The organism is Streptomyces sp. NPDC018833, from assembly GCF_044390825.1.
In the GTDB taxonomy this organism is placed as follows: domain Bacteria; phylum Actinomycetota; class Actinomycetes; order Streptomycetales; family Streptomycetaceae; genus Streptomyces.
Window position 1 is genome coordinate 227,753 of sequence record NZ_JBIRZM010000007.1, and the last position, 25,892, is coordinate 253,644.

A 25,892-nucleotide genomic window follows, 5' to 3' on the forward strand; every position below is an offset into this window, starting at 1 on the left:
GAGGAACCGTCGTCGTGAGCAGCAGGCCATCCCGAGGCGCTGCTCGCCTCGCAGCCATACTCGACGCCCTCCCGGACGGGCTCGTGCTCGTCAATGCCAACGGCACGGTCGTCAACGCCAACACCATCGCCCTCGAGCTCTTCGAGTCGCCGGGCACCGCTCTCGTGGGCCGGGGTCTGCTCGACCTGCTTCCCGAGTTCGACTCGCGCCTGATCCCCGGTTCCATGCGCCGACCCGACGGGGCCGACGAGCGGGGGCGGACCAAGCCCACCCGGATGATCGCGCGACGGACGGACGCCAGCGAGTTTCCGGTCGAGGTGACCAGCGCGAGCCTGGACGGGCGCGAGGCGTACGACTCGTACAACGGCTACACGGGCGACGAGCTGCTGATGCTGGTCGTGCGGGACCTGTCGGGGACCGTGGACACCGAGGCGGAGCTGGCACGTTCGCAGCGCCAGACCGAGATGATCCTGCGGGCCGCGTCCGAGGGCGTCGTCGGCACCGACACCGACGGCCGGGTCGTCCTCGTCAACCCGGCCGCCGCGCAGATCCTGGGCTTCCGCGCCAGCGACCTCGGCGGCCAGGAGCTGCACCCGCTGATCCTGCATTCCCGCGCGGACGGCGAGCCGTTCCCGTACGAGGAGTCCCCGCTCGCCGACACCCTCAAGTCCGGGCGCAAGCACCGGGTGCGCGGGCAGGTGCTGTGGGCGAAGAGCGGCGCGAAGATCTCCGTCGACCTGACCACCGCGCCGGTGCGCGACGGGGACCAGCTGGTCGGCGCCGTGATGACGTTCACCGACCGGCGGCCGTACGAGGAGCAGGTCCAAAAGCACGCGGCGGAGCTCGCGGAGACCACCGAGCGCCTGACCGACGAGCTGGAGCGGACCACGGAGCGGCTGACGGCCGAGCTCGCGGCCGCCACGGAGAAGTACGAGGCCGAACTGGCCGACAAGACCGAGCGGTACACGGCCGAGCTCGAGGCGGGCGCCGAGCGGTACGGGGAACTGGCCGCCCGGCACACCCAGCTGACCGCCGTACTCGGCGAGTCGCTGCGCGGACCGCTGGAGGAACTCCGCCGCGAGCTGGGCACGCTGGCCGCCGACCCGGCCGGGCAGCTGTGGCCCGAGGCGAACCAGATCCTGCACCATCTGGCCGCGGGCTACGCCCGGATGACGACGCTCGTCGACAACGTGCTCGGCTATCAGCGCCTCGACACGGGCGCGGAGGGGCTGGCCAAGTCCAAGGTGCTCCTCGACGCCGTCGTGGCGGCGGGTGTCGACGGCGCCGTCGAGCTGATCGGCCCGGGACGGGCCCAGTTCGCGGTGCACGCGCCGCCGATAGAGGCCGAGGTGGACGGTGCGCGGCTGGCGACGGCGCTCGCGCACCTGGTCGCGGACGTCGCGGGCGTCGACTCGACGGGCAAGGCGAGGGTCGTGCCCGGCGGCGGCTACGCGGACTCGACGGTCGTGGTCGCCGCGGCACAGCGCGGCGACGTCGTGCGGATCGAGGTACGGGGTCCGTTCACCGGCGGCGACCCGGTGCACGAGCCGATCGTGCGCGGGATCGTCCGGGCGCACGGCGGAGTGCTGCAGACGCACGAGGTGCCGGGAATGAGCGGCAGCGCGTACGTGCTGGAAGTGCCGCTCGGCGAGGGTGCGGGGACGGTGGCCCCGCCGCCGGCCGCGGAGCTCGCCCTGCCCGTGCAGGCGTCGTCCGAGCCCGGCCCGGTCACGACCGGCGGCGGGCGGCGGCGCGCCCGGCGCGCCTCCACGGACGCGTTCCTGGAGAGCCCCGTGGCGATGGAGGACCCGGTTGCCGCACCGCCGACCGGACGGCGCCGAGCGGCGCAGGCGGACCGGGCCGCAGCGGAACGGGTCCCCGCCCAGGACACCGGAGAGACCTCGGGGAAGGGGAACGGGACCGGAACCGGCGACGAGGCCGGGAACGGCGACGGGACCGGAACCGGCCTCGCGAACGGGGCCGGGATCGGCGACGGAAACGGCCTGGGTGGGACCGGGCGCCGGCGTGGGCGGCCGAGTCCCGCCGAGCAGGCCGAGGCCCCGCAGGCGCTGCCACAGGCCGCCGAGGGCTCGGTGGTCATGGCCGCCGAGGGCGCGAGCGGGCGGGCCGCACGCGGTGAGACGGTGCCGCCGCAGGGCGTGCCGGTCGACGCCCACGGACTGGCGGGTGCCCCCTCGGGTCGGCGGGCCCGGCGGGCCGTGGAGAGCGGGCTGCCCGAGCTGTCGGCCGCGCCTTCTGCCGTACCACCCGCCGCACAGCCGACCACCCAGCCGACCACCCAGCCGACCGGGCGTCGCGCCCGGCGGGCGCTCGCTCCCGCGTCGGCCGGTCCCGCGCGGACCGCCTTCGCGCTGCCGCCCGCCGAGGCGGACCGGGTACAGCCGGCGCCCGACCCCGCGTTGCCGGCCGAGCAGCACGACGCCGTGGCCGCTGCCCCCGGCAGCGAACACCACACGCCGCCGCAGCAGCATCCGGCGCCCACGGGCCGCAGGCGCGCCCGGAACCAGGCGCAGCCGCCCGCCGGTGAGGCCACCGTGCGGCAGCCCGGACAGCCGGCTCCGCAGGAAGCGGGCGTGGACGGCACAACCGGCAGCACGTCCGGCAGCACAACCGACAGCGGATCCGCGGCGCAGGGCTCCACGGACTCGACGGGCTCGACGGGACAGACGCCCGCGGCTCCCGCGGCCACGGGCGCGACGGGACAGACCGCCGCCGCACCGGCGGCCGAGGCCGAGGCCGTACCCGGAAAGGGCCCGGACACCGGTTCCGTGTCCGTACCGCTGCCGCCGGCGCTCCCGGTATCCGAGCCGGCCCGGGCCGCGGGGCCCCAGGCGGCGGGGCCGGCTGTGCCCCGGGCACGCGCCGCCCAGCCGCTGCCCGCCGAGGAACCTGCCACGGCCGACTCGACGCAGGGCCGCGCGTTCAGCGTGCGCACGCTCGGGCAGGGTGTGCCCTTTGCCCAGCACCTCACGCAGCAGCAGAACCAGACGCTCGGCTCCGGCCGCCGGCGCAAGCTGGGGACGCGTCCGGACAGCGACCTCCCCGAGGCCGCCCCCCGCCCGCATCCGCAGCCGCAGGCAGCACCGGTCCCCGCTCCTGCACCCACCCCGGCCCCGCCCCCCGGCCCGATGCCCGCCCCCGGCGCGTCGCGGCTGCCGGCCGCCGACCGCTCGGAGGGCCGCGCGTACGCGATCGGAGCGCCCGACGAGGGTGCCGAGGGACCAGAGCCCCTGGACGGTCCCGGCGGTGCGGTCGAGGTCGCCAACCGGCCCCAGCCGCAGCCGGTCGACGACGAGCTGCCGCCCGAGCCGCTGGACAACCCGCGCAGGCTGCTGGTGTGGCCGGCGCCGGACGTCTCCACGCAGCAGGCGCTGAGCGACCGCGGCTACCGGCCGGTCGTCGTGCACTCGCGCGAGGAGGTCGACGCGCAGATCGCCGCGTTCCCGGCGGCCCTGTTCGTGGACCCGCTGACCGGGCCGATCACCCGGACCGCCCTGCAGTCGCTGCGGCAGGCCGCCGTGGCCGCCGAGGTGCCGGTGCTGGTGACCGCGGGGCTCGGGCAGGCGACGCGGGAGGCGGCGTACGGCGCCGATCCGGCCATCCTGCTCAAGGCGCTCGCGCCCCGCGACAGCGAGCAGCACCCTTCGCGAGTGCTGCTGATCGAGGAGCAGGAGGAGATCGCGCTCGCGCTCACGACGACGCTGGAGCGGCGCGGCATGCAGGTGGCCCGGGCGGGCACCGACGCGGACGCGGTCACGCTGGCGACGCAGATGCGGCCGAACCTGGTGGTGATGGACCTGATGCAGGTGCGCCGCCGACGCGCCGGGATCATCGACTGGCTGCGGGCGAACGGGCAGCTGAACCGCACCCCGCTCGTCGTCTACACCTCGGTCGGTCTCGATCCGGCGGAGCTGCCGCGCCTGTCGTCGGGGGAGACGGTGCTCTTCCTCGCCGAGCGCTCGACCAGCAGCGAGGTCCAGGCGCGCATCGTCGACCTGCTCGCGAAGATCGGCACCAACTGACGTACCCACGCGCCGACGTAGACACGCGAAGGGCCGGCGGTCGTGACCGCCGGCCCTTCGCGTTGCTGGGCTTTCGACTTCGCTTGCGCCTTGGCCTTAGCCGGCGCTGGCGCCTGTGCCGCTACAGCTCGGCGACGTCCAGCTCCCCATCGGCGTACTGCCTGCGGATCACCTTCTTGTCGAACTTGCCCACGCTGGTCTTGGGCACCGCGGGGATGGTCGCCCAGCGCTCGGGCAGCTGCCATTTGGCGATCGACTGCGCCAGGAAGTCCCGGAGCGTCGCGTAGTCCGCCGCGGATCCCTCCTTCAGCACCACCGTCGCCAGCGGCCGCTCGCCCCACTTGTCGTCCGGGACGGCGACGACAGCCGCCTCGGCGACCTCGGGGTGCGCCATCAGGGCGTTCTCCAGCTCCACGCTGGAGATCCACTCACCGCCGGACTTGATCACGTCCTTGGCCCGGTCGGTCAGCGTCAGGTAGCCGTCGGAACTGATCACACCGACGTCGCCGGTCTTGAGCCAGCCGTCCTCGCTGAACTTGTCCTCGGGGCGGAAGTTCTCACCGCCCGCTCCTCCGTAGTAGGCCCCGGCGATCCAGGCACCGCGCACCTCCAGCTCACCGGCCGACTCACCGTCCCAGGGCAGGAATTCGCCACCGGGACCGACCAGCCGTCCTTCCACACCAGCCGGGAACCGGCCCTGTGTGACGCGGTAGGGCCACTCGTCCTCGGCGCTCAGCCCGGCCGGCGGGTGGGCCATGGTGCCGAGCGGCGAGGTCTCCGTCATGCCCCAGGCGTGGCACAGCCGGACGCCGAGCTTGTCGTACGCCTCCATGAGGGAGGGCGGACAGGCGGCGCCGCCGATGGTGACCTGCTTCATGGAGCTGATGTCGCGGGGGTTCGCGGTGACCTCGGCGAGCAGGCCCTGCCAGATGGTGGGGACGGCCGCGGCGTGCGACGGCTTCTCGCGCTCGATCATCTCCGCGAGCGGCGCGGGCTGCAGGAAGCGGTCCGGCATCAGCATGTTGATGCCGGTCATGAAGGTGGCGTGGGGCAGTCCCCAGGCGTTCACATGGAATTGGGGCACGACCACGAGGGTGGTGTCTCCGTCGGTCAGGCTCATCGACTCGGCCATGTTGACCTGCATGGAGTGCAGGTAGATGGAGCGGTGGGAGTAGATGACGCCCTTGGGATCGCCCGTCGTGCCGGAGGTGTAGCACATGGCCGCGGCCGAGCGCTCGTCCAGCTCGGGCCAGTCGTACGTGGTCGGCCGGCCCGCGATCAGCTCCTCGTACTCGTGCACCTGCGCCTCGGTGTCGGCGAGCAGCGAACGGTCGCCGGGGCCGGAGACCACGATGTGCTCGATGGTCGGCAGGTGGGGCAGGAGTGGGGCGAGAAGCGGGAGCAGGGAACCGTTGACGATCACGGCGCGGTCGGCGGCGTGGTTGACGATCCACACGAGCTGCTCGGCGGGCAGGCGCAGGTTCAGTGTGTGGAGCACGGCGCCCATGGAGGGGATCGCGAAGTACGCCTCCACATGCTCGGAGTTGTTCCACATGAGGGTGGCGACCCGCTGGTCGCCGTCGATCCCGAGCTCGTCCCGCAGGGCGTTGGCCAGCTGAGTGGCACGCCGGCCCACCTCGGCGAAGCTGCGGCGGTGCGGTTCAGGCTCGCCTGTCCAGGTGGTGATCTGCGACTTTCCGTGGATCGTCATCCCATGCTGAAGGATGCGGGTCACGGTCAGCGGTACGTCCTGCATGGTGCTCAGCACGGCGTCCTCCCGGTGGGCGCTGGCGCTACGTTGCGGCAAGTGGCAAGATTCTGCGCACATACCAAGCGGTATGTCACTACCCAGGGGTAATGAATCCCGCACATCACCGCACAGCACCGCACATGGGTCACGCACCGAGTAGGGGGCGGACCGGTGCGGTCACGGAGAGTGAGATCCCGTAAGCGGACCGCCCGATGGGCACGTCCGGTGCGGACCGCCCGATGGGGAATGGGTCCTGTCAGCGGACCGCCCGATGGGGAATGGGTCCCGTCAGCGGACCGGCGTCAGCTCCGGGTCGTCGCGCAGCTTGCCGAGAGCCCGTGACACCGCGCTCTTGACCGTGCCGATCGAGACCCCGAGCACCTCTGCCGTCTGCGCCTCGCTCAGGTCCTCGTAGTACCGCAGGACGACCATGGCCCGCTGCCTGTCCGGCAGCTTCATCACGGCACGCCACATCGCGTCGTGCAGCACCTGCTGCTCGGCCGGGTCCGTCGCCGGCACGGCGTCCTGCTCCGGCAGCTCGTCGCAGACGAACTCGTCCACCTTGCGCTTGCGCCACTGTGAGGTGCGGGTGTTCAACAGAGCCCGGCGCACATATCCGTCGAGCGCACGGTGGTCCTCGATCCGGTCCCACGCGACGTACGTCTTGGTGAGCGCGGTCTGCAGCAGGTCCTCGGCATCGCTCGGGTTCGCGGTGAGCGACCTGGCGGTCCGCAGCAGTACGGGCCCCCGCGCCCGTACATACGACGAGAACGACGAGTAAGGCGTGTACGACGGCACCGGCGCGGCGGCCTGGGAGGCGGTCGTACAGACTGGCGTGGTCATGTCTCCACGCTAGGAGCGAGCCCACTGCGGCGGATCGGCCCCAGGGACCGAAGCCGTGTCCCCCTCAGGTTGTAGGGCCTGCGCGGGCGGCACCTCCTGAAGGTGGAGGGCCCCTCAGGGGCTACACGCCGTCCACCCCGAGAAGCAGTGCGGAGGTGGGGACTCCGGTGCCCGCCGTGACCAAGGCCCTCGCGGCGCCCTGCGTCTGGTTCACCGACGTGCCGCGCAACTGCCTGACGGCTTCGGCGATCCCGTTCATCCCGTGCAGATACGCCTCCCCCAGCTGACCGCCGTGCGTGTTCAGCGGCAGCTCGTCCGCCGCCACGAAGGCGGCCGCCTCCCCGGAGCCGCAGAAGCCGAACTCTTCCAGCTGCATCAGCACGAACGGTGTGAAGTGGTCGTAGATGATCGCCACGTCGATGTCGGCCGGGCCGAGCCCCGAGGTGCGCCACAGCTGCCGGGCGACGACGCCCGTCTCGGGCAGCCCGGTGATGTCGTCCCGGTAGAAGCTGGTCATCTGCTCCTGGGCGCGGCCCGCCCCCTGCGCCGCGGCGAGGATCACCGCCGGCGGACGGCGCAGATCGCGGGCGCGCTCGACTCCGGTGACGACGATCGCCTGGCCACCGTCGGTCTCCTGGCAGCAGTCCAACAGCCGCAGGGGCTCGGCGATCCACCGCGACGCCGCGTGCTCCGCGAGGGTGATCGGCCTGCCGTGGAAGTACGCGGCCGGGTTGGTCGCCGCGTACCGCCGGCCGCTCACGGCGACATGGCCGAACGCCTCGGGCGTCAGCCCGTACGCGTACAGATATCGCTGCGCGGCCATCGCCACCCAGGAAGCGGGGGTGAGCAGTCCGAAGGGCAGGCTCCAGCCCAGCGCCGCGCCCTCCGCGGACGGCTCGCGGTGCTGGACGCCGGAGCCGAAGCGGCGCCCGGAACGCTCGTTGAACGCCCGATAGCAGACGACGACTTCGGCCACGCCCGCGGCGACGGCCAGCGCCGCCTGCTGCACGGTCGCGCAGGCGGCGCCGCCGCCGTAGTGGACGCGCGAGTAGAAGGACAGCTCGCCGATGCCCGCGGCCTGGGCGACCGTGATCTCCGGGCTGGTGTCCATGGTGAAGGTGACCATGCCGTCGACGTCGGCGGGGGAGAGGCCGGCGTCGTCGAGCGCGGCCCGCACGGCCTCCACGGCGAGCTTCAACTCGCTGCGCCCGGAATCCTTGGAGAACTCAGTCGCGCCGATCCCCGCGACGGCCGCCCTGCCGCCGAGCACATCCTTCGCCCAGATGCTCATGTTCCCGCGCCCGCGCCCGGGACGGTCACGGTCACGGCGCCCGTCACGTGGGTGCCCAGGCCGTTGACGCCGACGACCCGTACTTCGGCGGTCCGGCCGTCGAACGCGTCGACCGTACCGGTCAACACCATCGTGTCTCCGGGGTAGTTGGGTACGCCGAGCCGGATCGCGACCCTGCGCAGGACGGCACGCTCACCGAAGTGGTCGGTGATGTACCGCCCGACCAGCCCGTTCGTCGTCAGGATGTTCATGAAGACGTCCGGGGACCCCTTCTCCTTCGCGAGCTCGGCGTCGTGGTGCACGTCCTGGTAGTCGCGCGAGGCGATGGCTCCGGCGACGATCAGCGTGCGCGTGACGGGAATGGCGAGAGGGGGAAGCTTTGTGCCCACGGCCGGAACGGGGCTCATACGGCCTCCTGCGGTTGCGCGGCGGTGGGAGCGTCCGGGGTCATATGGCCTCCTCCAGGTGCCGTTCTGCCGTCGCATCCGGGCTCATGCGGCCATACGGCCCCCTGGCCGCGGCGCGGAAGACCGGCAGCACCATCCCGTCGTCCACCCGCAGGAACTCCAGATCCACCGGCATCCCGATGCGCACCTTGTCGCAGGGCACTCCGACGACGTTGCTGACGAACCGCACCCCCTCGGCGAGCTCGATCAGCCCCACCGCGTACGGCGGGTCGAACGCCGGGAACGGCGGATGGTGCATCACCACGTACGAGAACACGGTGCCCGGACCACTCGCGGCGACCGTGTCCCAGTCGGGCGAGCCGCACGCACCGCACCCCGGCAGCCAGGGCAGCCGCAGCCTCCCGCAGCCGCCGCACCGCTGGATGAGCAGCCGGTGACCGGCCACGCCCTCCCAGAAGCCTTCGTTGTCCCGGTTGATCACGGGGCGCGGCCGGAGGACGGGAGCGGGCCTGGAGGCGGACGTGTACTGGGCGGACGGCAGCCGGACCGGCTGAGCGGCCTGGACCCGTGCGGGCTGGGCGGGCAGGACCCGTGCGGGCTGGGCGGCCGGCGTGTATTTGAGGATGCGGAAGCGGTGCGTACCCACCGTCCGGCCGCCGGTCCGCACCTTCGTCCGCATGGTGATGAAGTACCCCGTACCGAGCTTCGTCGTCTTCCGTCGGGACACCGACTCGATCACTGCGTCGAAGGTGATGCGGTCACCGGGGCGCAGCGGCCGCAGGTACTCCTGCTCGCAGTCGGTCGCCACCACCGAGCGGAATCCCGCCGCGTCGAGCAGCGCGAACAGCTCGTCCTGGGCAGGTGTCCGGCCGCCGTGTCCCGAAAGACCGCCCATGGTCCACGCCTGCAGCATCGTCGGCGGCGCGATGGCGTCCGGCCCGCGGTACGCCGCGTTCCTGTCGCCCATCGCCTCGCACCAGTGCCTGATCATCGGCTCGTTGACGGGGTCCTTGCCTTCGCAGTAGACGACGGCGGGCCGCCCTTCGTACGTCTTCAGCTGTGCGTAGAGCTCGTCGGTCACCTCGTCCGCCTCCACACGTCCACCCTCCGGGGGAATCTGACTGTCCGTCAGCTCGGGTGTGGTGTCAAGGCCACCGCCACGATCACCGCAGGTGCCGTCGAGCCTGCCCCCGGACGCCTGCCTGCGCGGCGGTGCCGGAGCACCGTCGCACAGGCGGGTCGTTCACCCCTTTCCGCAGGCCCCCCTCGGGCCGGTCGGCACCACCACAGATGCGTGATGCCGACGGTGATGTTGCCCTGATCGACGACGATGAGGCCGCAGCCGTTGGCACTCGCCGTGTTGTTCCGGTTGGACGCGCCGGCGACGGTGGCCACCTTCTGGGTGGTGGTCGCATTGCCCGGGTGGCCGCCCGCGACACCGCTGCCGGTGATCGTGGCCACCGAGGCGTTCGATCCGTCGTCCACGAAGCCGCCGCCGTCGGCCTCGGCGACTCCGGCAAAGAGTGACGAACGCGAGGGGCAGGGCGGCGCAAGCGGTGACGGTGCCGGCGGAACGGATGCTTACCATTTCGTTTCCCTCCATGAACAGGGCTGCTCAAATGCCCTGTGTTTCCCGGCAGTCGGCCGACAGATCCGGATCTCTTCCACGACGTCGCGAGATCAGAATTGCCCACCGAATCCCCGGCGAACCACCCCGGACCGGTCCATTCGCTCGCAAGCGTGATGACAAGTCGATAAACCCCTTCACGCCCGCGGACTCGCCTTCGGTGCGTGCACCCCCATCGCATCGAGGCCCGCCGTGCGGGATGAAGCCTTACACCACCTTTTCGACTGATACCCACCCCTTCCTTTCCTCGAACGTGTGTACGAAAATGGACTCATGGCCATCCCCGACCGGCAGACCGCCACCCTGGCCCTCGCCCACGCCCTCACCGCCGCGGAGCGCGGGCTCCCCGTCATTCCCCTGTCCCCCACCAAGCTCCCGGCCATCCGCTCCCCCCACCGGGACGAGCCGCAGCCGTCCTTGTGCCGGGGGGAGTGCGGCCTTCCCGGTCACGGCGTGCACGACGCGACCACCGACCCCGCCGCCGTACGCGCCCTGTTCGCCGCCGCGCCCTGGGCGACCGGGTACGGGATCGCCTGCGGACGACCGCCGCACCGGCTCATCGGCATCGACCTCGACACCACGTCGCAGAACGACTCCGTCGCGGAGCTCCGGCACCTCGCCCTGCGCCACCTGTTCACCATCCCGGAGACCGTCACGGTGCTGACGCCGAGCGGTGGCCGCCACCTGTGGCTCACCGGCCCGCCCGATGTGGTCGTCCCCAACTCCGCGGGCCGGCTCGCCCATGGCATCGATGTGCGCGGCGCGGGCGGTTACCTCGTCGGCCCGGGCTCCGTCACCGCCCACGGCGCGTACCGCCTGGCCCCTGGCACGGCGGACCTGCCTCCCGCACCCTGTCCGCGCGCCCTGTTGCGCCTGATCGCACCTCCCGCGCGCCCCCGGCACGCCGCGCCGCCGCGGCCCTCCGGACACCGCCCGGACGAGACAGCAGGCGGGACGCACCAAGGGCAGGGGCTGGTCCAGTTCGTGCGCGCCGCACAGGAGGGGCAGCGCAACACCCGCCTGTTCTGGGCCGCCTGCCGCGCCTACGAGCACGGCTTCGGCGATGCGCTGGCGGACGCCCTCACCGACGCGGCGGTCCGGGCGGGGCTCACGGAACGGGAGGCACGCGCGACGATCGCGTCGGCCGCCCGGCTCAACGCCGGTCCCCGCGGATGACATGCATCACACAGGAGGTTGCCGCATCAGGGGCAACTACGGCCTATCCGCCGGTTTGCCTTCCCGGTGAGCGCCCGCAGCCCTGCCTCGGACGTGCTAAACGTCCTTCCTTCTCCCCCATATCCGGTCATACGATCACTGGGCAGCCGCACTGCGTGAGTGCCACCGCAGCGGTTGCCCTCTGCTTGCTCGACCTGCTCGACACCTGGCCTGAGCTGATTCAGACCTCTTCAGGCCTGCTTTGACCGCGCCTCGGACCTGAGAAAAGGGCTCTCTTGAACATTCGCCGCATGCTCGCCACGGCAGTCGTCACCGCAGTGACCACTCCCGCCGTGCTGCTCACCGTCACTCCGGCGTTCGCCGATACCAAGCCCGCCACTGGGCAGTCGGCCACGCAGCAGGCCGCGGCGGAGAAGCCGACCATCGAGGAGTTGGAGAGGGCTGCCGAGGCGGCGCGGAAGGCGTACGACGCCGCCGTCGAGACCCAGAAGGAGGCGGAGGAGGCCAAGGAATTCGCCTTCTCCGACCAGGCGCCCCACGCCCTGGAGGCCAAGGAGGCGGCCGATGACGCCGTCGCCGCCAAGGTCGACAAGGAGGGGGCCGACATGGCGCTCGCCGAGGCCAGGGCCGACCTGGCCGCTCTCCCCGAGAACGCTTCGGAGGAGGAGAAGGCCGCCCAGCGGAAGGTCACGGACGCCGAGGCCGCCGCCGACGAGAAGGCGGAGAAGGCGGCCGACGCCGCGGACGACGCCCGCGAGGCCGCCGGGCAGGCGGCGGCCGAGGCCGAGAAGGCCACGGCAGCGGCGCTCGCGGCGAAGGAGGCGGCCGACAAGGCGCTCGCCGACGCCAAGGCCGAGGAGGGTGAGGACGACGGAGACGAGGACGGAGACGAGGACGGAGACGAGGACGAAGAGCCCGCCTGCGTCCCTGAGACCAAGCTGACCACCGTCGCCCACGGCCTCCCCTCGAAGATCGTCGCGGGCACCACGATCGACTTCTCCGTCCGGGTCACCAACGGCACTGACAAGACCTTCGACGAGGTCCGGCCGTTCGTGTACTTCCACGCGACCGACAAGACCGGCTACAACGTCGTCGACCAGTACTTCGACCTGCAGTGGCGGTCCACCGGCACTTCGCCGGAGTGGACGGATGTCGTGGCCGGTGGCTACGCCGGTCCCATCAGCCCGCTGAAGGCCGGGGCCCACGCCGACGTCAAGCTGCGCCTGACGGTCGACGCCAAGGCGCCCGCCGGGAACGGCGTCGCCTTCGTCGCCGGTGACTACGTCAACGACGACGGCACCTGTGGCGGCAACTTCTCCACGGAGTACGAGTTCGACGTCCTGGCCGCGGGCACCAAGCCGGGCAAGGTCGACGACGCCAAGCCCGGCAAGACCGCCAAGACCAGGCCGGCCGCCGTCCCGCAGGGCGGCACCACCGGGACCCTGGCCAACACCGGCTCCGCGTCCGCCCTCCCGCAGCTCGCGGCAGCTGCCGGAGCGGCCCTCGCCCTCGGCGCGGGCGCCGTACTGGTCGTCCGCCGCCGGAAGGCCGACTCCGCCAACTGACACCCCAGTTGAGATGCCGCGCCGCCTCCGCCGACTCGGGCGGGGGCGGCGCAGTCGCGTCGCCCGGCGGGTCCGACGCCTGGCGGGCGGCTTCTCAGTTCATGACGGCCGCCCGCCGAACTGCCAGTTGTGGACCTCGATGTCGGCATAGGGGCCCAAGGTCAGCACGGCGCGTGCCGTTTCCGGGTCCGGCGCCCGGACCAGCACCGCCGTACCCAGCCAGGTGGTGCCGTCGTCGGACAGCAGGGGCCCGTACGCAATCAACTCGTCCCGCTTGGCGGGCACGGCGAGGTCGGCACCCCGGCTCGTGCCGAGGCCGAGCACCAGGTACCGGTTGCCACCGGTCCGGCCACCGGGGAAATCCCACATGGTGCGCCCCAGCATGTTGCGCCACCGGCGCAACAGCACGTCCCGGTACACACCCGCCTGGTAGCCGGGCTCCTCGAAGGCAAACTCCCGCGCGGCGGCAGGATCTGGCAGGTCGACGATGTGCACGCTGCCGGTGGGTATGTCACCGTCGCTGGTCAGGGTCGGGCCACGGGCGATCATTTCCTTCTGGTACCGGTCCATGTAGGACCAGTGCTCTTCCAACAGCTCGTGGCGCAGCGCCACGGAGTCGGGCCGATCGCGGTGGTAGCAGAAGAACTCCATGCCCACACTTTCCACCACCGTGCGGCGCGTCATCTCGGTCCCCTGGTCAACGCTCCGGGCGACGCCGGCATTCTCCGGTGAGCGCTGCCCTCAGCTCGCGTCCCTCTCGATGGCCTCGAAGACGTCGGCATCCGTCTCCTGCTGCCAGGCCGGAAGGTCGGGCGCAATCGGCCACGTAGCCGGGCTTCGGGTCCCCGAAGTGCTTGAACATCCGAGCCGACCAACACGTCGCAACGAACCGGCTCTTCTGCTCCCGGTTCAGTCGCGCAGTGTGGCAGTCGCTGATCTCGATGCCAAAGCCCTGCGGTCGGGACGCACCCGTCGCAAACCACACCGGCAGGCCGCCTGCCGCCAGCCATGCTTCACCCACCCCATGGTCGTGATCAGCGAACGCCCCGCCGAGGCGGAGGACCGGGCGGTGCCCGGTCACTGGGAGGGCGACCTGATCACCGGCAAAGACGGCGCCTCGGCCATCGGCACCCTGGTCGAACGCGCCACCCGCTATGTGATGCTCCCGCACCTGCCCGACGGCCGCACCGACCGACGCGTGGGCGGGCTCGCGGCCTGATCAACACGACCACGTGTTGCCACGACCCCTAGAAACCGCCGTTCCGAGTGGCCTTTGACATGCACAGATGACATTGCGTGTGCACGTCCATCGTGATGCTGATCCGGCTCTGGTCGAGGGTCTCCATCACGACGCGGATCGGGTACGGAGCGGGCGGCACCTACGCCTACCGCTCGACGGGCTCCGTCTCGTCGCCGTCAGCCGCCGGTCGACCTCGCTGTACGCGGCCGAGGGCACCAAGTTCAACAGCGTCGCCTGACGCCGGAAGAGAAACAGGCAAGCTGCCGTACAACCCTGAGTTCAGATCAGGAGTCGAAAAGGTCGGTGCGCACCGAGGTGCGTACCGCCCGGCTTCGTTCCAGAGGGCCAGCGACTCCACCCGCTTCAGGACCTTCTTCTGATCCCTGTCTCACGCCTCCACCTCTTCCCGACCGAAAGGGTCGACGTGAACCACCGCGTCTCGCGGCGCCGTCTGACCGCCGCTGTCCTCACCGCGACGGCCGTCACCGGCACCCTCCTGGCCGCCCCGCCGGCCTCCGCCGCGCCCGCCCTCGCGCCCGCCGCAGTACAGGCGGCCGCTCAGGACGTCGCGCCGTTCCCGGCGGGCGGCACGCTCCTCAGCGCCGGGCCGACCGGCTTCCTCGCGAAGGCGGGTACGACCGAGTCGCCGTACTTCTGGACCCGGTACGACGGCACCGTCACGGCGCTGCCCGGCTCCCGTTACTACGGCGCCGCCGGAACCGACACGATCGTGCAGCTCGGGGAGAACGGCACATACACCCTGTACGACATGGGCACGAACGCCGAGCCGGTCGTCATCACGGCCCCCGGCACGCTCCAGGGCCTCGTGGGCTCGACGCTCGTGATGACGGACGCCCAGGCGGGCGAGATCCACCTGGTGAGCAAGGCGGGGGGCGAGGTCGTCCGCCGCAAGGTGACCGGCCTGCCGTCGGGCACCTGGCGAGTCAGGAGCGTCGACGCGGGGGCTTTCACGGTGTCGACCGGCTACGACGAGGCTCTCCTCTCCCTGGTGGACGTCACCACCGCCGCGGCGGTCACCACCGTTGCCGCCGACAACAGCGTCCTCGGATTCGAGGCCATCACGGCATCGCCGACGCACCTGACGTGGTACGACTACACGCCGGCGGACGACGGTGGGCACTTCCACCTCCTCGACCGCAGGACAGGCAAAAGCCGGACCGTGACCGGAGGCAACGGGTTTTCCGCGCCTGCCCTTTCGGACGACTGGCTGGCACTTCTCAACGTCCAGAGCGCCGAGCACTCAGGACGGCCACTCGTCCTTCACTCGCTGACGGACGGCCGGGATCTGCGCGTTCTCGACCGCGCGGACGAGGTGAAGGTCGGACCCGACGGCACGTTCCTCGTGCGGGGCAACCTCGCGCGGGAGGACGGGATCTACCGCGTCTCCGTCGGCGGGGACGGCGCGCCCACCGCGGAACTCGTGGCGAGCGGCGGACGCCTGGCGGACCTCGCCGTGACGGGCCAATCGGTGCCGCAGGTCGTCGACTTCGACGACGACGACGACCTGGCGACCATCTCCTGGGAGTTCAACCACCCGGTGGCGGTCTCGTTCACCCTGACCCACACCGCTTCCGGACGGCAGCGGACCCTCGGGTACTACACCGGTTCGCGACCCGGATACCACTTCCCTCTGAACAGCGACGGCGGCTACTACGACGCGGCCGACTACAGCGGGACGTACACCTGGAAGATGACGGCCAAGGAGACGCAGAACGTCGGCCCGAGCGTCGAGCGGACCGGCACCCTCACGCTGAACCGCCCGCTGACGGCGCGCGACTACGACGCCAACGGCTCCCCGGACGTGCTCGTCCGCGACAGCGCCGGCGGGCTGTCCGCGTACGACAGCAAGCAACTGCGCAACATGCACGCGTCCATGCAGCCGACCCCGACCGTCCTGGGCACCGGCTGGAACACGTACACGCTGATGGCCGCCCCCGGCGACCTCGGCGGCTCGGCCGCGGACGATGTCGTCGGCCGGGACCGCGACGGCGTCCTCTGGCTCCACCAGGGCGAGCGGCAGAAGCTGCTGCCCCGTACGAAGATCGGCGGCGGCTGGCAGGTCTACAACAAGATCACCGGCGGCTCCGACCTCAACGGCGACGGGCGGGGCGACCTCCTCGCCACCGACACCTCCGGCGTCCTGTGGCTCTACACCTCCACCGGCAACGCCGCCAAGCCCTTCAACTCCCGTAAGAAGATCGGCGGAGGCTGGGGGGTCTACAACCTCCTCACCGCCCCGGGCGACATCGCGGGCGAATTCGGCGGTGACCTGCTGGCCCGTGACACCTCCGGCACCCTGTGGCTCTACCTGGGCAAGGCCGACGGCACCTTCACCGCCCGCCGCAAGATCGGCGGCGGCTGGCAGCAGTTCAGCCACCTCACCCCCTTCGGGGACAAGAACAAGGATGGCCGGACGGACCTGTACGCGATCGGGCCCTCCGGATCCCGGTACTACCAGGCCACGGATTCCGTGGACCGCCCCTTCGGGACCCCCGAGATGCTGTACCTGCGGGCCGACTCCACCACGTACAAGACCCTCTTCTGAGCGTGGCGCGGCGGACCTGACGCACATCCGGGCAACTTCGAACGGGCGTACAACCCTCCGGCCTTCTCATGAACCCTGCGGGCGTGGCGTATCGCGCCACGCCCGCACTCCTGGGGAGGGACGTTCCGTTGAATTGTCCGCTCGCCACCACCATCTCCTCGTCCTCGCCGTGACCGCCGGGGGCCTGGCGGCCCCGGCGGTCACCGCCGGGCAAGCTAAGGGCTCTGCTGTCGTGGCAGACCGGCCATCGCGGTTTGCAGGTCACGACATGCTTTCCCGGGCGCCGCAGACTTGCAGCGCTACTCTGAGCGGCTAGGCAGTCGAGGCCGTCGAGCCAGGGCGCAGCTGTTCGCCCAGGTCAGCACACCAACCAGCCCCAAGTGCGTAGCCTCCCAAGCTGAGGTCCAGGAAGCTGCTAGCTTGCACGGGCCGGCCGTCGCGGCTTGCTCTGGTCGACGACACGAGCCGGTAGTGACTGAGGCCGGTGGGGGTGGCCGGAGCCTACGCCCACCTGATCGGTCGGCGCGCTCCTGGCTGGCTGTCGTCGGCTGAGGTTCGTGCCGCAACCGTGCTCGACGCAGAGGCCAGCCACGATCAGCGAAGATGACCTATGGTCGAGTTTCGCCTCACCTTGTCTCGAAACCCCAGGTCAGTGGCATGACGCGGTTGCTGCGGTCCGGGTCTGTGCCAATGGCCACAGCGAGCGGAATACACGTAGGCTCATACTGAGCTATGACAAAGCCTGCGTCCCCGAAGCGTCATTTGCCTACCAGCCCCTTCAAGGCCCCGGTCACACAGGCTCCCCAGCACTTCGTCATGGGCGACCAGGTCACCCATGACGTGTACGGCCTCGGCCGGGTAGTCGGCATCGAGGACGGAATCGCGGCGCTCGTGGATTTCGGCTCGACCCAAGAGCGAATCTTGAGCCCGTACGCCAAGATGACCAAGCTCTAGGACCGCTGGGCCCGGTCACGGCACGCCAGGCCCCATCAGGGACCTGTAACGAAAGGCAGACCTCTCATCGACCCAACGTCGCTGTTCTCGGCCCTGGAAGGGCAACCCCGCCGTTCCACTGCAGTCTCGCCGCCTCCGACGACAAAACCCTTCCAGGCCCCGGACTTCGGAGAAGACGAGATCTTCTGGCCCGAGGATGCGCAGGAGCCCGCCCCGGGCACGCGTGCGGCGCGGCCCAAGGCTGCCTAGTGGTGGTTTCGACAGCTACCCGCGGGCTGTCTGCGGTGCTGCAGTGAGGAGTGTGGCCGTCTCAGTTTCCGTCTGATTCAGCTCCGTTCACGGTCGTTCAGGCGAGACCCGAAGCCGTCCCGGCACCGGCGGCCAAAAACATGCGGTCTCAGGACGCTCTCGGCCAGGCGCGCGGTGAGGGAGAGCCGGCGGGCGTTCCTCTCTTGGGCGCGCTCGCCCACGGCGTAGTCGTCGTTGGCCACATTGGCCTGGTTCAGCGCCTTCGTCCCGCTGGCCCTGATCGGGTAGTCGCCGCAATACACTCCCTGCCCTTCGGCCGCGCGGAAGCGCTGGCCCAGGAACGGCAAATCGATGACTCCCGGGACCGAGCGGTCGTCCACGATCAGTCCGAGAGACACCCCGCAGAGCGGGATGCCGCTCACGAGGTTCGCGGTCCCGTCGACCGGGTCAAGCGCCCACGTCAGAGCGCCACCGATCCCCGCGGCCCCCTCTCCTCCCCGAGGAAGCCGATCTCCGACGTTTCCTTTTGCAGGAAGGTGCGGACGCGCTCCTCCACAGCGAAGTAGATCTCAGACACCATGTCCCGGTGCCCTGGCCTGCACCGCCCCCACGGCCATGTCCATCACCAACGCGGACGCCTGGCCCAGCGCAGCGCAAGCAACCGCGAGAGGCGACCGCAGGTCAGTCATTAAGCTCCCGTCTCTCCCACAGCGTGGTGAAGATCTGGTCGAACGTCGGGTAGAGCCCGCCGGCGACCCGGCGCTTCCGGAACTCGTACGCCGTTCCGAGGCAGAGCAGCCGCCGCAGGAGTTGTCCCGGGCGCTGGAGTGGGTCGCCAAGCATTTCGCTCCCGATAACCGATGCCGCGCACGCCGAGCATGTGCGGAGAGCTCTGAACGCGATCTCGGTCAAGCTGGACGGCAAGACCGCCGCCGAGAACACGACTCGTCGGAAGCGGATGATTCTCAGCAACGCCTTCACCTACGCCATCGAGCGAGAGCGCCTGGAGGGGAATCCTCTCCGCCGCGTCGACTGGCAGGCGCCTCCCACCGACGACGAAGTGGTGCCGAATACGCAGCTCACCAAGTCCCTCATCGAGGCTGTACGAGGGCATGGCCCCCGCGGTGAGCACCTGGAGGTGTTCTTCGGCTGCATCTACTACGCAGCTGTGCGCCCCAGAGAGATCGCGGCCCTGAAGGACACCGACTGCGTACTGCCGGATGAGCCGAGCGAGGACGCTGAGGACCAGGCGGCCAACGAGTGGGGAGAGCTCATCCTCGCCGAGAACCACCCCGAGGTCGCGTCAGGTTGCACCGACGACGGCACGCCGTACGAGAAGCGCGGCTTGAAGCGCCGTGCCGCCCGCGAGAACGTCCTCTCGCCCAAGGATGTGAAGACCCCGCTCGCCGACCTGCCGTACTCGTTGCGGCACGCGGGAGTCTCTCTGTGGATCAAGGCCGGAGTGGAGCCACCCGAAGTGGCGCGCCGCGCGGGGCACAGCCTCGCGGTCCTCTGCCGGGTCTGTGCAAAGATCCTGCGCGGCTGGGAGACCCACGCCAACCAGCTCATCGACAAGGCGCTGAAGGGCGACGCCGCTTCGTAGGCGCGCCTTCGGCGGGGCACCACTCTGGTCCTCCGTCGGGTGAGGTGCATGTACTTGAGACCCGGTGGCTCATGTACATGCACCGCGTGCTTCGACCGGAAGGAAGCCGCAGGCAGGACACGCTGACAGCCGCGTCGGACGTACTTCTACGAGTCCGTCGCCTCGCGCGTGGCTGAGTCAGCGACTTCATTGTGATCGTCAACTCTGAGTCCCCGTACCTGGGTTATGGGATTCTGCGACCGCAGACCCTCAACAGGCGGAGTTGCACGTACAGATGAAGCAATGGTTGGCCGAACGCGGCATTCACTACCTGTTCCTTCTCTTCTCCGCGGTCCTCGGTGTGGCCGTTGCCGTCGTCTCCGTGTGGGCGGATGGGACCCAAGGGGCCGACAAGAGACTCTGGGCTCTCATAGCCGGCGTCTCCGCCTTCGGCGTCGTGCTGATCACACACTTCGAGAAACGCTTGGTTGAAAAGGGCAAGAAGCGGGCCGAGGACCGCGCCATCCGGGCTGAGGCGGACATGGCGAAGCTGTACTCGACGACACTTCGCCCCCTGAGCAACACGATCAAGGCGCTTACGGCGCTCTACGCGAGCGCGGCCCCGCTACCGTCCTCCCTCCCCTCACAGACGGGTTCCGACCTCCAGCAGAAGCGCAGGGAAGTCCTCGATCGAGTCTTGGCCGGAGCAGTCTCACTCACTGCTCCGCCGATGGAACCGAGCTTCATCCCGCGGGCCCGGTGCAGCTTCTATCTGTACGACGCCGCCACGGGCAGCTTCACGCTGGAGGGCACCTTCCCCGGGCACCGAACCCCCAGGGCCGTCATCGACCCGGTCGGCGCCGCACACATGAAGAACGAGATCCTTGGGGGAGGCGGCAAGACCTTCAGGATCGACGGAGACCAGGAGAAACACTCCTATCTCATCCCGGTAGGCACGGGATACAAAGCGGTGATCGCCGTCCCCGTCATCTACGGGACCGAGGAGATAGGCATACTTGCCGTCGACGCCCCCAGCTTCACGGACTTCATCGATCCACATGTCACGCTTATGGAATCGCTGGCCAACGTCCTCGCGGCTTCCTACGCATTGAGGTAAGGGAGGCTTTCGATGGCACGGTGGAACCGGCGGCGTAGGCCGCGCAGGCGATTCGGCGAACCTCACATGCCGGAGCACATGGAGGGCGTCAGACGCGAGGACTGGGCACTGCTGGTAGAGCACGAGTACACGCATCGTGCGGCCCTAGACGAGGCGCGCCGAACCGTGGAAGCCGAGCTGGACCGGCCGCACGAGCGGAACGTGTCGAACCTGAGCATCGCCGTCGTCTCGTCGCTCGTCTTCGGCATCATCGCCGTCGCCTTGTTCGCCATGGGGTTCGGATTGTGGAGCCTCCTGCCAGTGACTCTGCTGGTGCCAGCGCTCGCCCTGGCCCTTCGTTTCATATGGATGGTGCTCCGCCGGGACCCCCTGGCCCGGGGTCAGATGGCCGGGGACCGGCGGTAGCTGAGCGAAGAGACCGAGAGGACAGACCACCGGCCTTCGACCAGGCGTGCAGGCAGCGCGCGCTCGATGCGACGTTCTCAAGGCTCCGCCAGAGCCGAGCAGGCTCGCGTCCTTGGGCCGCACCTGGGCCACACGCCCTGGTCAGAACCGGGGCACAGCGAGAAACCGTGAGACAGTTCGAATCGAGAAGGGGTGCCTCGACGAACGAGGCACCCCTTCTCACCTGGCCTTATATGTGGCCTGCGCGCGGTGGGTGTGGGATTTGAACCCACGGTGACTCGCGCCACGACGGTTTTCAAGACCGTTCCCTTAGGCCGCTCGGGCAACCCACCCAGCGCCCCGGGCGCCTGTCCCGGAGCGGCTACAGACTACCGGGCGGTGCCCATTGGGTGCAGCAGCGTTCCGAGTCGTGAAGGGGCGGTCAGCTGTCGCCCTCGCGTTCGCCCAGGGTCAGCTCGGCCGTCCGCTCCTTGCCGTCGCGCTCGTACGTCAGCGTGACCTTGTCGCCCGGCTTGTGGTTCCAGATCTCGCTGATCAGCGTCGGGCCGCTGTCGATCGTCTTGCCGTTGAAGCCGGTGATCACGTCGCCCGGCCGCAGACCCGCCTTCGCCGCGGGGCCGTTGGAGGGCACTGCTGCCGTGCCGCCCGCGCCCTCGGTGGCGATCTTGGCGCCCGTTCCGTCGCCCGCCATGTCGACCGTCGCCCCGATCACCGCGTACACCGGGCGACCGGTCTTGATCAGCTGCTCGGCCACCGTCTCCGCCTGGTTGATCGGGATCGCGAAACCGAGGCCGATCGAACCGGCCTGGGACTGGCCAAGGCCGCTGCCCGCTGACTGGATGGCCGAGTTGATGCCGATGACCGCACCGTTGGAATCCAGCAGTGGGCCGCCCGAATTGCCCGGGTTGATCGAGGCGTCGGTCTGCAAGGCGCTCATGTAGGAGTTCTTGCCGCTTGAGCCGTCGCCGGACGCGACCGGGCGGTTCTTGGCGCTGATGATGCCCGTGGTGACCGTGTTGGACAGGCCGAAGGGGGCGCCGATCGCGATGGTCGAGTCGCCGACCACGACCTTGTCCGAGTCGCCGAGGGGCAGCGGGGCCAGACCGGCAGGGGCGTTCTTCAGCTTCAGGACGGCGACGTCGTAGCCCTGGGCCCGGCCGACGACCTCGGCGTCGTACTTCTTGCCGTTGGAGAACATCACCGACAGCGCGCCACCGTCGGCCGCGGAGGCCACGACGTGGTTGTTGGTGAGGATGTGGCCTTCCTTGTCGTAGACGAAGCCCGTGCCCGTACCGGCCTCGCCTCCGCCGTCGGGGCTGTCCATGCCGCCGCTGCCCGCCTTGGCTTCGATGGTCACCACGCTCGGCAGTGCCTTGCCCGCGACCGCCGCCACCGTGCCGGGGTCGCGCTTGAGGTCCTGCGGTGAGACGGCGGAGACCGTGGTGGAGCCGGCGGCGTCGTCGTTGCGTTCCGCGGCCCAGTAGCCGATGCCACCTCCGACACCGCCCGCCACCAGCGCCGCGACAAGCACGGCCGCGAGGAGTCCGCCCGTCCGCTTGCGCCGGGACGGGGCCGACGGGACCGGTGCTCCCCATGCGGGACTTCCGTAGGTGGGGGCGGCGGGCGGGGGCGGCCACCCGGCGCCGGGGTGCTGCGGTGCGGCCGGATCCGGCTGGGAGGAGTGCCAGGGTCGATCGGCCGCGGCCGCCGTCGTCGTCGGCTCCCGGGATTCGTCGGAGGGCTCCGGAGATCCAGCCGCCTCGGCGGCCTCAGATGCAGGGGACTCCGCGGGAGAAGAGGGTGATCCGTCGGCAGGGGAGGGGCCCGGTCCGGGCGGAGGACCCTCGGGAGCGGTGCCCGGCCGAGGAGGTACGGACGGGGCGGCCGGAACCGCGTTGCCCTCGTTCTCGGTGCTCACAGCTCTGTCTCCTCAGATTCCATGTCGGTGTCGGTTCGTTCTGCTTCGTCGGCACGATCCGTCCGCAGACAGCTTTTCCCACAGCACGTCAGGCCACTGTAAGCAGGAGCTGTGCGTATTCCGGCAATCCTTTACTTCCGGCGAAACGGACGCACCCCCGGGGCGTCCGACCAGTTGTGCCGGCGCTGCCGGCTCCGGACGTCCGGAACAGCCGAAGGCGACCGGGAACGATAGGTTCCGCCGCCCTCCTGCATCCGTGTGCCCCCTCCCGATGACACCATGACGCGGTGACCCAAGCACGGCAGCAACACATCCAGGTCGTCGCCCACCGAGGTGCCTCCGAGGACGCCCCCGAGCACACGCTGGCCGCCTACCGCAAGGCGATCGAGGACGGCGCGGACGCCCTCGAGTGCGATGTGCGGCTCACCGCCGACGGACATCTCGTCTGCGTACACGATCGGCGCGTCAACCGAACGTCCAACGGCCGCGGCGCTGTCTCCGCCCTGGAGCTGGCCGATCTAGCCGCCCTCGACTTCGGCTCCTGGAAGGACGCACCGGAGAGCCCGGACTGGAGGGACCCGTCCCTGACCTCGGTCCTGACCCTGGAACGGCTGCTGGAACTGGTCGCCGACTCGGGACGCCCCGTCGAGCTCGCCATCGAGACCAAGCACCCCACCCGCTGGGCCGGCCAGGTCGAGGAGCGGCTGCTGAAGCTGCTCGGGCGCTTCGGTCTTGACTCGCCGCCGTCGGCCGAGGAGTCCCAAGTGCGGATCATGAGCTTCTCGGCCCGCTCCCTGCACCGGATCGCCGCGGGCGCGCCCTCCCTTCCCACCGTGTATCTGACGCAGTTCATGACGCCGCGGCTGCGGGACGGACGGCTGCCCGGCGGTGCGCGGATCGCGGGCCCAGGCATCCGGCTCGTGCGCAGCCATCCCGGCTATGTCGCCCGGCTCCAGGAGGCGGGCCACGGTGTCCACGTGTGGACCGTTAACGAACCCGCGGATGTCGAACTCTGCATCCGCCTGGGGGTGGACGCGATCATCACCAACCGTCCCAAACAAGTTCTGTCCCAACTGGGCCGCCCATGACCGCGGTCACAGGGAGTGCTCCGGCGCGTTCGGTGCGTATTCGATGTGTCGAGTGCGTCACTCGTCCATGGTTGGCCGGTTTCCGGTCCAGTCCATTGGGGCATTCACACCGTGGCGTGGGGCAAAGGAGGTCTCGGGGGTGGCGTTTGTGGTGGCACAGGAGGTGCCCACGTCGTCGAGCATGGCCGTACCCCATGGCCCTGCGGGCGTGGGCGAGGCTCGACACAGGATGCGTGAGCAGCTGAACCGCAGCGGCGTATCCGAAGCAGTCGTCGACGATGCAGTTCTGATCCTTTCCGAACTTCTCAGCAATGCGTGTCGCCACGGCAGGCCCCTGGGCAGCGCCGATGTAGGTGACGGCGACGTCCGCGCCGCCTGGCGCGTGGACGATGAGGGCGGGCTCACGGTCGAGGTGACGGACGGGGGCGGTCCGACCCGCCCGGTTCCTGCCACGCCCTCGGTCACCGCACGCGGCGGCCGTGGGCTGAACATCATCACGGCGCTGGCCCAGGAATGGGGCGTGAGGGACGGCGTGGGCGGTGAGGTCACCGTGTGGGTGATCGTCACCAAAGGCCACCGCCGCGAGGACTTCGCCACGCGCATCGCGGGCCCGTCCTTCGATTTCGCCGACGTCTTCGAGGAGTTGGACTGATCCGGCACCTTCGGTGATCCATCCGGACCGACCCGACGCCGCACGTCAGGGCTCACGTCCGGACCGACCCGACGCCACACGTCCACGGACCGACGCCGCCCACTTGGGCCGCACGTCCCAAACGACCCGGAACCGCACGTCCCAACCCGCCCGGCGCCGCGCTCCCACCGACCTGACGCCACGCGTCCGGGCCCCGCCCCCAGCCCCGTATCGGCGATCCGTCACCTCTCCGTCCGCCACGCCGTCGGCCCCAGGCGCGGCACCGCTCCCCCACAGCCCCGGCAGACGGCTAGGCTCGCGCCCGACACAGCACCGCCGCTCATCGGGAGAAAGCCGCACCATGGCCAAGAAGCGCCCCCAGACCAAGGCGACGAACCCTCGGACCAAGGCCGGGGCCACAGGCGTCGACGAGCCCGTGCCGGTCGTGGGCGCGCGTGAGCCCTGCCCCTGTGGCTCGGGCCGCCGCTACAAGGCCTGTCACGGCCGGGCCGCCGCGCACGCCGTGACCGAACTCGTCCAGCGCCCCTTCGAGGGCCTGCCGGGCGAGTGCGACTGGGTGGCCCTGCGCGAGCTGGTGCCCGCCGCCACCGTCGAGCTGTCCCTGAAGGGCGGGCTTCCGGAGGGCGTGCCGTCCGTGACGCTCGCGACCGTCCTGCCGATGGCCTGGCCCGCGCTGCGCCGCGACGACGGCTCCGTACTGCTCGGCCTTCAGAACGACACGCCGTCCGGCGACCTCAGCCGCGACCTCGCCGGCACCCTGCGGCGGGCATTCGCCGCCGAGCCCGGCACGCCCGTCACCGCGAGCGACCAGGCGTCCGACGTACGGCTGCAGGATCTACTCGACCCGGACGCCGTCTTCGAGCCGACCGTCCACTCCGGCTTCGAATTCTGGGTTCCGGGTTCGGCCGAGAATGCCTCCCCTGATGTGGCCGCCTCCCTCGAGCGTGCGAACGCCGCGGCGATCCCGACCGCGAAGCTGTCCGGAGTCGACGCCGCCTACTGGTGCGAGACACCCGAGAAGAACCACCTGCGCTGGGTCATGCCGCACCCTGAGGAGCGGCTGCTCGACGCCCTGGCCCGGCTGCACGCCGCAGGCGTCTCCTCGCTCGGCGAGGGCACCCGTCTCGTCGGGTCCTTCCGTGCCCACGGGCTGATGGTCCCGGTCTGGGACCTGCCGCGATCCATGGGCGCCGAGGACTGCGAGAAGCCCGCCGCCGAGTTCGCGGAGCGCCTCGCGTCCGCCCTGGAGATCGACACTCCGCTGACTCCGGAGGAGCGCCGGGCCCGCGGCGGTCTCACCAACCGGCAGGTCACTCTCAGCTGAGAGTGACGAATACTCCGGAACTTCGGGTGACTCCAGTCACAACTCGCTCTATCGAGAGCTAAATCCCTGTCCGAATACCAGAGATCGAATTTGCG

At 70.5% G+C, this 25,892-nt stretch carries 22 protein-coding genes, 1 tRNA gene and 2 pseudogenes; 13 read left to right on the forward strand and 12 right to left on the reverse strand.

Annotated elements, in window-relative coordinates; translation table 11 throughout:
• The first annotated feature begins 14 nt into the window (after positions 1-14).
• Positions 15-4,043, forward strand: coding sequence for a PAS domain-containing protein (locus ACH5AF_RS17290; RefSeq protein WP_398902483.1), 4,029 nt, complete (start codon positions 15-17; stop codon positions 4,041-4,043).
• 121 nt (positions 4,044-4,164) lie between these two features.
• On the opposite strand, the gene ACH5AF_RS17295 is transcribed toward ACH5AF_RS17290, so the two are convergent.
• The 6 genes from ACH5AF_RS17295 to ACH5AF_RS17320 all read right to left on the reverse strand — a co-directional run bounded on the left by ACH5AF_RS17295 (position 4,165) and on the right by ACH5AF_RS17320 (position 9,819).
• Positions 4,165-5,811, reverse strand: coding sequence for a long-chain fatty acid--CoA ligase (locus ACH5AF_RS17295; RefSeq protein WP_398902548.1), 1,647 nt, complete (start codon positions 5,809-5,811; stop codon positions 4,165-4,167).
• Between the two features lie 270 nt (positions 5,812-6,081).
• Complete coding sequence (locus ACH5AF_RS17300) at positions 6,082-6,636, reverse strand: SigE family RNA polymerase sigma factor (RefSeq protein WP_215186724.1); 555 nt, start codon at positions 6,634-6,636, stop codon at positions 6,082-6,084.
• Positions 6,637-6,757: 121 nt separating this feature from the next.
• Positions 6,758-7,927, reverse strand: coding sequence for a lipid-transfer protein (locus tag ACH5AF_RS17305; RefSeq protein ID WP_398902484.1), 1,170 nt, complete (start codon positions 7,925-7,927; stop codon positions 6,758-6,760).
• Positions 7,924-8,334, reverse strand: a complete 411-nt coding sequence (locus tag ACH5AF_RS17310; protein ID WP_398902485.1) for a MaoC/PaaZ C-terminal domain-containing protein — start codon at positions 8,332-8,334, stop codon at positions 7,924-7,926. The genes ACH5AF_RS17305 and ACH5AF_RS17310 overlap by 4 nt, the downstream gene beginning before the upstream one ends.
• A 40-nt stretch (positions 8,335-8,374) precedes the next feature.
• Positions 8,375-9,430 (reverse strand): bifunctional MaoC family dehydratase N-terminal/OB-fold nucleic acid binding domain-containing protein, encoded by a 1,056-nt coding sequence (locus ACH5AF_RS17315; RefSeq protein WP_398902486.1) that lies wholly within the window; start codon positions 9,428-9,430, stop codon positions 8,375-8,377.
• A gap of 32 nt (positions 9,431-9,462) precedes the next feature.
• Positions 9,463-9,819: a hypothetical protein gene (locus ACH5AF_RS17320; RefSeq protein WP_398902487.1), complete on the reverse strand. Its 357-nt coding sequence runs from the start codon at positions 9,817-9,819 to the stop codon at positions 9,463-9,465.
• Between the two features lie 415 nt (positions 9,820-10,234).
• On the opposite strand from ACH5AF_RS17320, the gene ACH5AF_RS17325 reads away from it, so the two are divergent.
• Together ACH5AF_RS17325 and ACH5AF_RS17330 are read left to right on the forward strand one after the other, a co-directional pair.
• The gene (locus ACH5AF_RS17325) at positions 10,235-11,137 is read left to right on the forward strand and encodes a bifunctional DNA primase/polymerase (protein ID WP_398902488.1); all 903 of its coding nucleotides are present in this window, start codon (positions 10,235-10,237) and stop codon (positions 11,135-11,137) included.
• Positions 11,138-11,427: 290 nt separating this feature from the next.
• Positions 11,428-12,702 carry an LPXTG cell wall anchor domain-containing protein gene (locus ACH5AF_RS17330; RefSeq protein WP_398902489.1) on the forward strand — a complete coding sequence of 425 codons (1,275 nt, stop codon included), beginning with the start codon at positions 11,428-11,430 and terminating at the stop codon, positions 12,700-12,702.
• 99 nt (positions 12,703-12,801) lie between these two features.
• Here the strand turns inward: ACH5AF_RS17330 and ACH5AF_RS17335 are convergent, their stop codons facing one another.
• Positions 12,802-13,353 (reverse strand): YciI family protein, encoded by a 552-nt coding sequence (locus ACH5AF_RS17335; protein ID WP_398902549.1) that lies wholly within the window; start codon positions 13,351-13,353, stop codon positions 12,802-12,804.
• Between the two features lie 90 nt (positions 13,354-13,443).
• A pseudogene (locus tag ACH5AF_RS17340) lies at positions 13,444-13,687 on the reverse strand (hypothetical protein).
• Between ACH5AF_RS17340 and ACH5AF_RS17345 the strand changes: the two are divergent.
• The 4 genes and pseudogenes from ACH5AF_RS17345 to ACH5AF_RS17360 form a co-directional block, all read left to right on the forward strand.
• Positions 13,649-13,903 (forward strand): annotated as a pseudogene (locus ACH5AF_RS17345) (transposase); the annotation flags it as partial. The pseudogenes ACH5AF_RS17340 and ACH5AF_RS17345 overlap by 39 nt on opposite strands.
• 85 nt (positions 13,904-13,988) lie before the next feature.
• Positions 13,989-14,180 (forward strand): hypothetical protein, encoded by a 192-nt coding sequence (locus ACH5AF_RS17350; protein WP_398902490.1) that lies wholly within the window; start codon positions 13,989-13,991, stop codon positions 14,178-14,180.
• A gap of 186 nt (positions 14,181-14,366) precedes the next feature.
• A complete protein-coding gene (locus ACH5AF_RS17355) occupies positions 14,367-16,508 on the forward strand; it encodes a hypothetical protein (protein WP_398902491.1) in 2,142 nt (713 codons plus the stop codon).
• Between the two features lie 732 nt (positions 16,509-17,240).
• On the forward strand, positions 17,241-17,462 hold the full coding sequence (locus ACH5AF_RS17360) for a hypothetical protein (RefSeq protein WP_398902492.1): 222 nt from the start codon (positions 17,241-17,243) through the stop codon (positions 17,460-17,462).
• 326 nt (positions 17,463-17,788) lie between these two features.
• Here the strand turns inward: ACH5AF_RS17360 and ACH5AF_RS17365 are convergent, their stop codons facing one another.
• Entirely contained in the window at positions 17,789-18,133 is a 345-nt protein-coding gene (locus ACH5AF_RS17365) for an inositol monophosphatase family protein (RefSeq protein ID WP_398902493.1), read from the reverse strand.
• Positions 18,134-18,392: 259 nt separating this feature from the next.
• Positions 18,393-18,554, reverse strand: a complete 162-nt coding sequence (locus tag ACH5AF_RS17370) for a hypothetical protein (protein WP_398902494.1) — start codon at positions 18,552-18,554, stop codon at positions 18,393-18,395.
• Between the two features lie 37 nt (positions 18,555-18,591).
• Here ACH5AF_RS17370 and ACH5AF_RS17375 point away from each other — a divergent pair, with 37 nt between their 5' ends.
• The 3 genes from ACH5AF_RS17375 (at position 18,592) to ACH5AF_RS17385 (ending at position 20,815) form a co-directional block, all read left to right on the forward strand.
• Complete coding sequence (locus tag ACH5AF_RS17375; protein WP_398902495.1) at positions 18,592-19,314, forward strand: hypothetical protein; 723 nt, start codon at positions 18,592-18,594, stop codon at positions 19,312-19,314.
• Between the two features lie 286 nt (positions 19,315-19,600).
• Positions 19,601-20,410: a GAF domain-containing protein gene (locus ACH5AF_RS17380; protein WP_398902496.1), complete on the forward strand. Its 810-nt coding sequence runs from the start codon at positions 19,601-19,603 to the stop codon at positions 20,408-20,410.
• Between the two features lie 78 nt (positions 20,411-20,488).
• Positions 20,489-20,815: a hypothetical protein gene (locus ACH5AF_RS17385; RefSeq protein ID WP_398902497.1), complete on the forward strand. Its 327-nt coding sequence runs from the start codon at positions 20,489-20,491 to the stop codon at positions 20,813-20,815.
• Positions 20,816-21,062: 247 nt separating this feature from the next.
• Here ACH5AF_RS17385 and ACH5AF_RS17390 read toward each other — a convergent pair.
• Positions 21,063-21,147: transfer RNA gene (locus ACH5AF_RS17390), tRNA-Ser, on the reverse strand.
• An 89-nt stretch (positions 21,148-21,236) separates the two neighbouring features.
• Positions 21,237-22,733, reverse strand: a complete 1,497-nt coding sequence (locus ACH5AF_RS17395) for a S1C family serine protease (RefSeq protein WP_398902498.1) — start codon at positions 22,731-22,733, stop codon at positions 21,237-21,239.
• A gap of 287 nt (positions 22,734-23,020) precedes the next feature.
• On the opposite strand from ACH5AF_RS17395, the gene ACH5AF_RS17400 reads away from it, so the two are divergent.
• The 3 genes from ACH5AF_RS17400 to ACH5AF_RS17410 all read left to right on the forward strand — a co-directional run bounded on the left by ACH5AF_RS17400 (position 23,021) and on the right by ACH5AF_RS17410 (position 25,797).
• Positions 23,021-23,821, forward strand: coding sequence for a glycerophosphodiester phosphodiesterase (locus ACH5AF_RS17400; RefSeq protein ID WP_398902499.1), 801 nt, complete (start codon positions 23,021-23,023; stop codon positions 23,819-23,821).
• 43 nt (positions 23,822-23,864) lie between these two features.
• Positions 23,865-24,473: an ATP-binding protein gene (locus tag ACH5AF_RS17405; protein ID WP_398902550.1), complete on the forward strand. Its 609-nt coding sequence runs from the start codon at positions 23,865-23,867 to the stop codon at positions 24,471-24,473.
• 340 nt (positions 24,474-24,813) lie between these two features.
• Complete coding sequence (locus tag ACH5AF_RS17410) at positions 24,814-25,797, forward strand: DUF5926 family protein (protein WP_398902500.1); 984 nt, start codon at positions 24,814-24,816, stop codon at positions 25,795-25,797.
• Positions 25,798-25,892: the final 95 nt, after the last annotated feature.

What these genes read in the sequence shown, in the direction of transcription:
- ACH5AF_RS17370 (WP_398902494.1), bottom strand. Translation starts at nt 18,554, where the DNA reads ATGCTTGGCGACCCACTCCAGCGCCCGGGACAACTCCTGCGGCGGCTG.
- ACH5AF_RS17335 (WP_398902549.1), bottom strand. Translation starts at nt 13,353, where the DNA reads ATGGAGTTCTTCTGCTACCACCGCGATCGGCCCGACTCCGTGGCGCTG.
- ACH5AF_RS17405 (WP_398902550.1), top strand. Translation starts at nt 23,865, where the DNA reads ATGTGTCGAGTGCGTCACTCGTCCATGGTTGGCCGGTTTCCGGTCCAG.
- ACH5AF_RS17305 (WP_398902484.1), bottom strand. Translation starts at nt 7,927, where the DNA reads ATGAGCATCTGGGCGAAGGATGTGCTCGGCGGCAGGGCGGCCGTCGCG.
- ACH5AF_RS17310 (WP_398902485.1), bottom strand. Translation starts at nt 8,334, where the DNA reads ATGAGCCCCGTTCCGGCCGTGGGCACAAAGCTTCCCCCTCTCGCCATT.
- ACH5AF_RS17360 (WP_398902492.1), top strand. Translation starts at nt 17,241, where the DNA reads ATGACAAAGCCTGCGTCCCCGAAGCGTCATTTGCCTACCAGCCCCTTC.
- ACH5AF_RS17385 (WP_398902497.1), top strand. Translation starts at nt 20,489, where the DNA reads ATGGAGGGCGTCAGACGCGAGGACTGGGCACTGCTGGTAGAGCACGAG.
- ACH5AF_RS17330 (WP_398902489.1), top strand. Translation starts at nt 11,428, where the DNA reads ATGCTCGCCACGGCAGTCGTCACCGCAGTGACCACTCCCGCCGTGCTG.
- ACH5AF_RS17410 (WP_398902500.1), top strand. Translation starts at nt 24,814, where the DNA reads ATGGCCAAGAAGCGCCCCCAGACCAAGGCGACGAACCCTCGGACCAAG.
- ACH5AF_RS17350 (WP_398902490.1), top strand. Translation starts at nt 13,989, where the DNA reads ATGACATTGCGTGTGCACGTCCATCGTGATGCTGATCCGGCTCTGGTC.
- ACH5AF_RS17300 (WP_215186724.1), bottom strand. Translation starts at nt 6,636, where the DNA reads ATGACCACGCCAGTCTGTACGACCGCCTCCCAGGCCGCCGCGCCGGTG.
- ACH5AF_RS17325 (WP_398902488.1), top strand. Translation starts at nt 10,235, where the DNA reads ATGGCCATCCCCGACCGGCAGACCGCCACCCTGGCCCTCGCCCACGCC.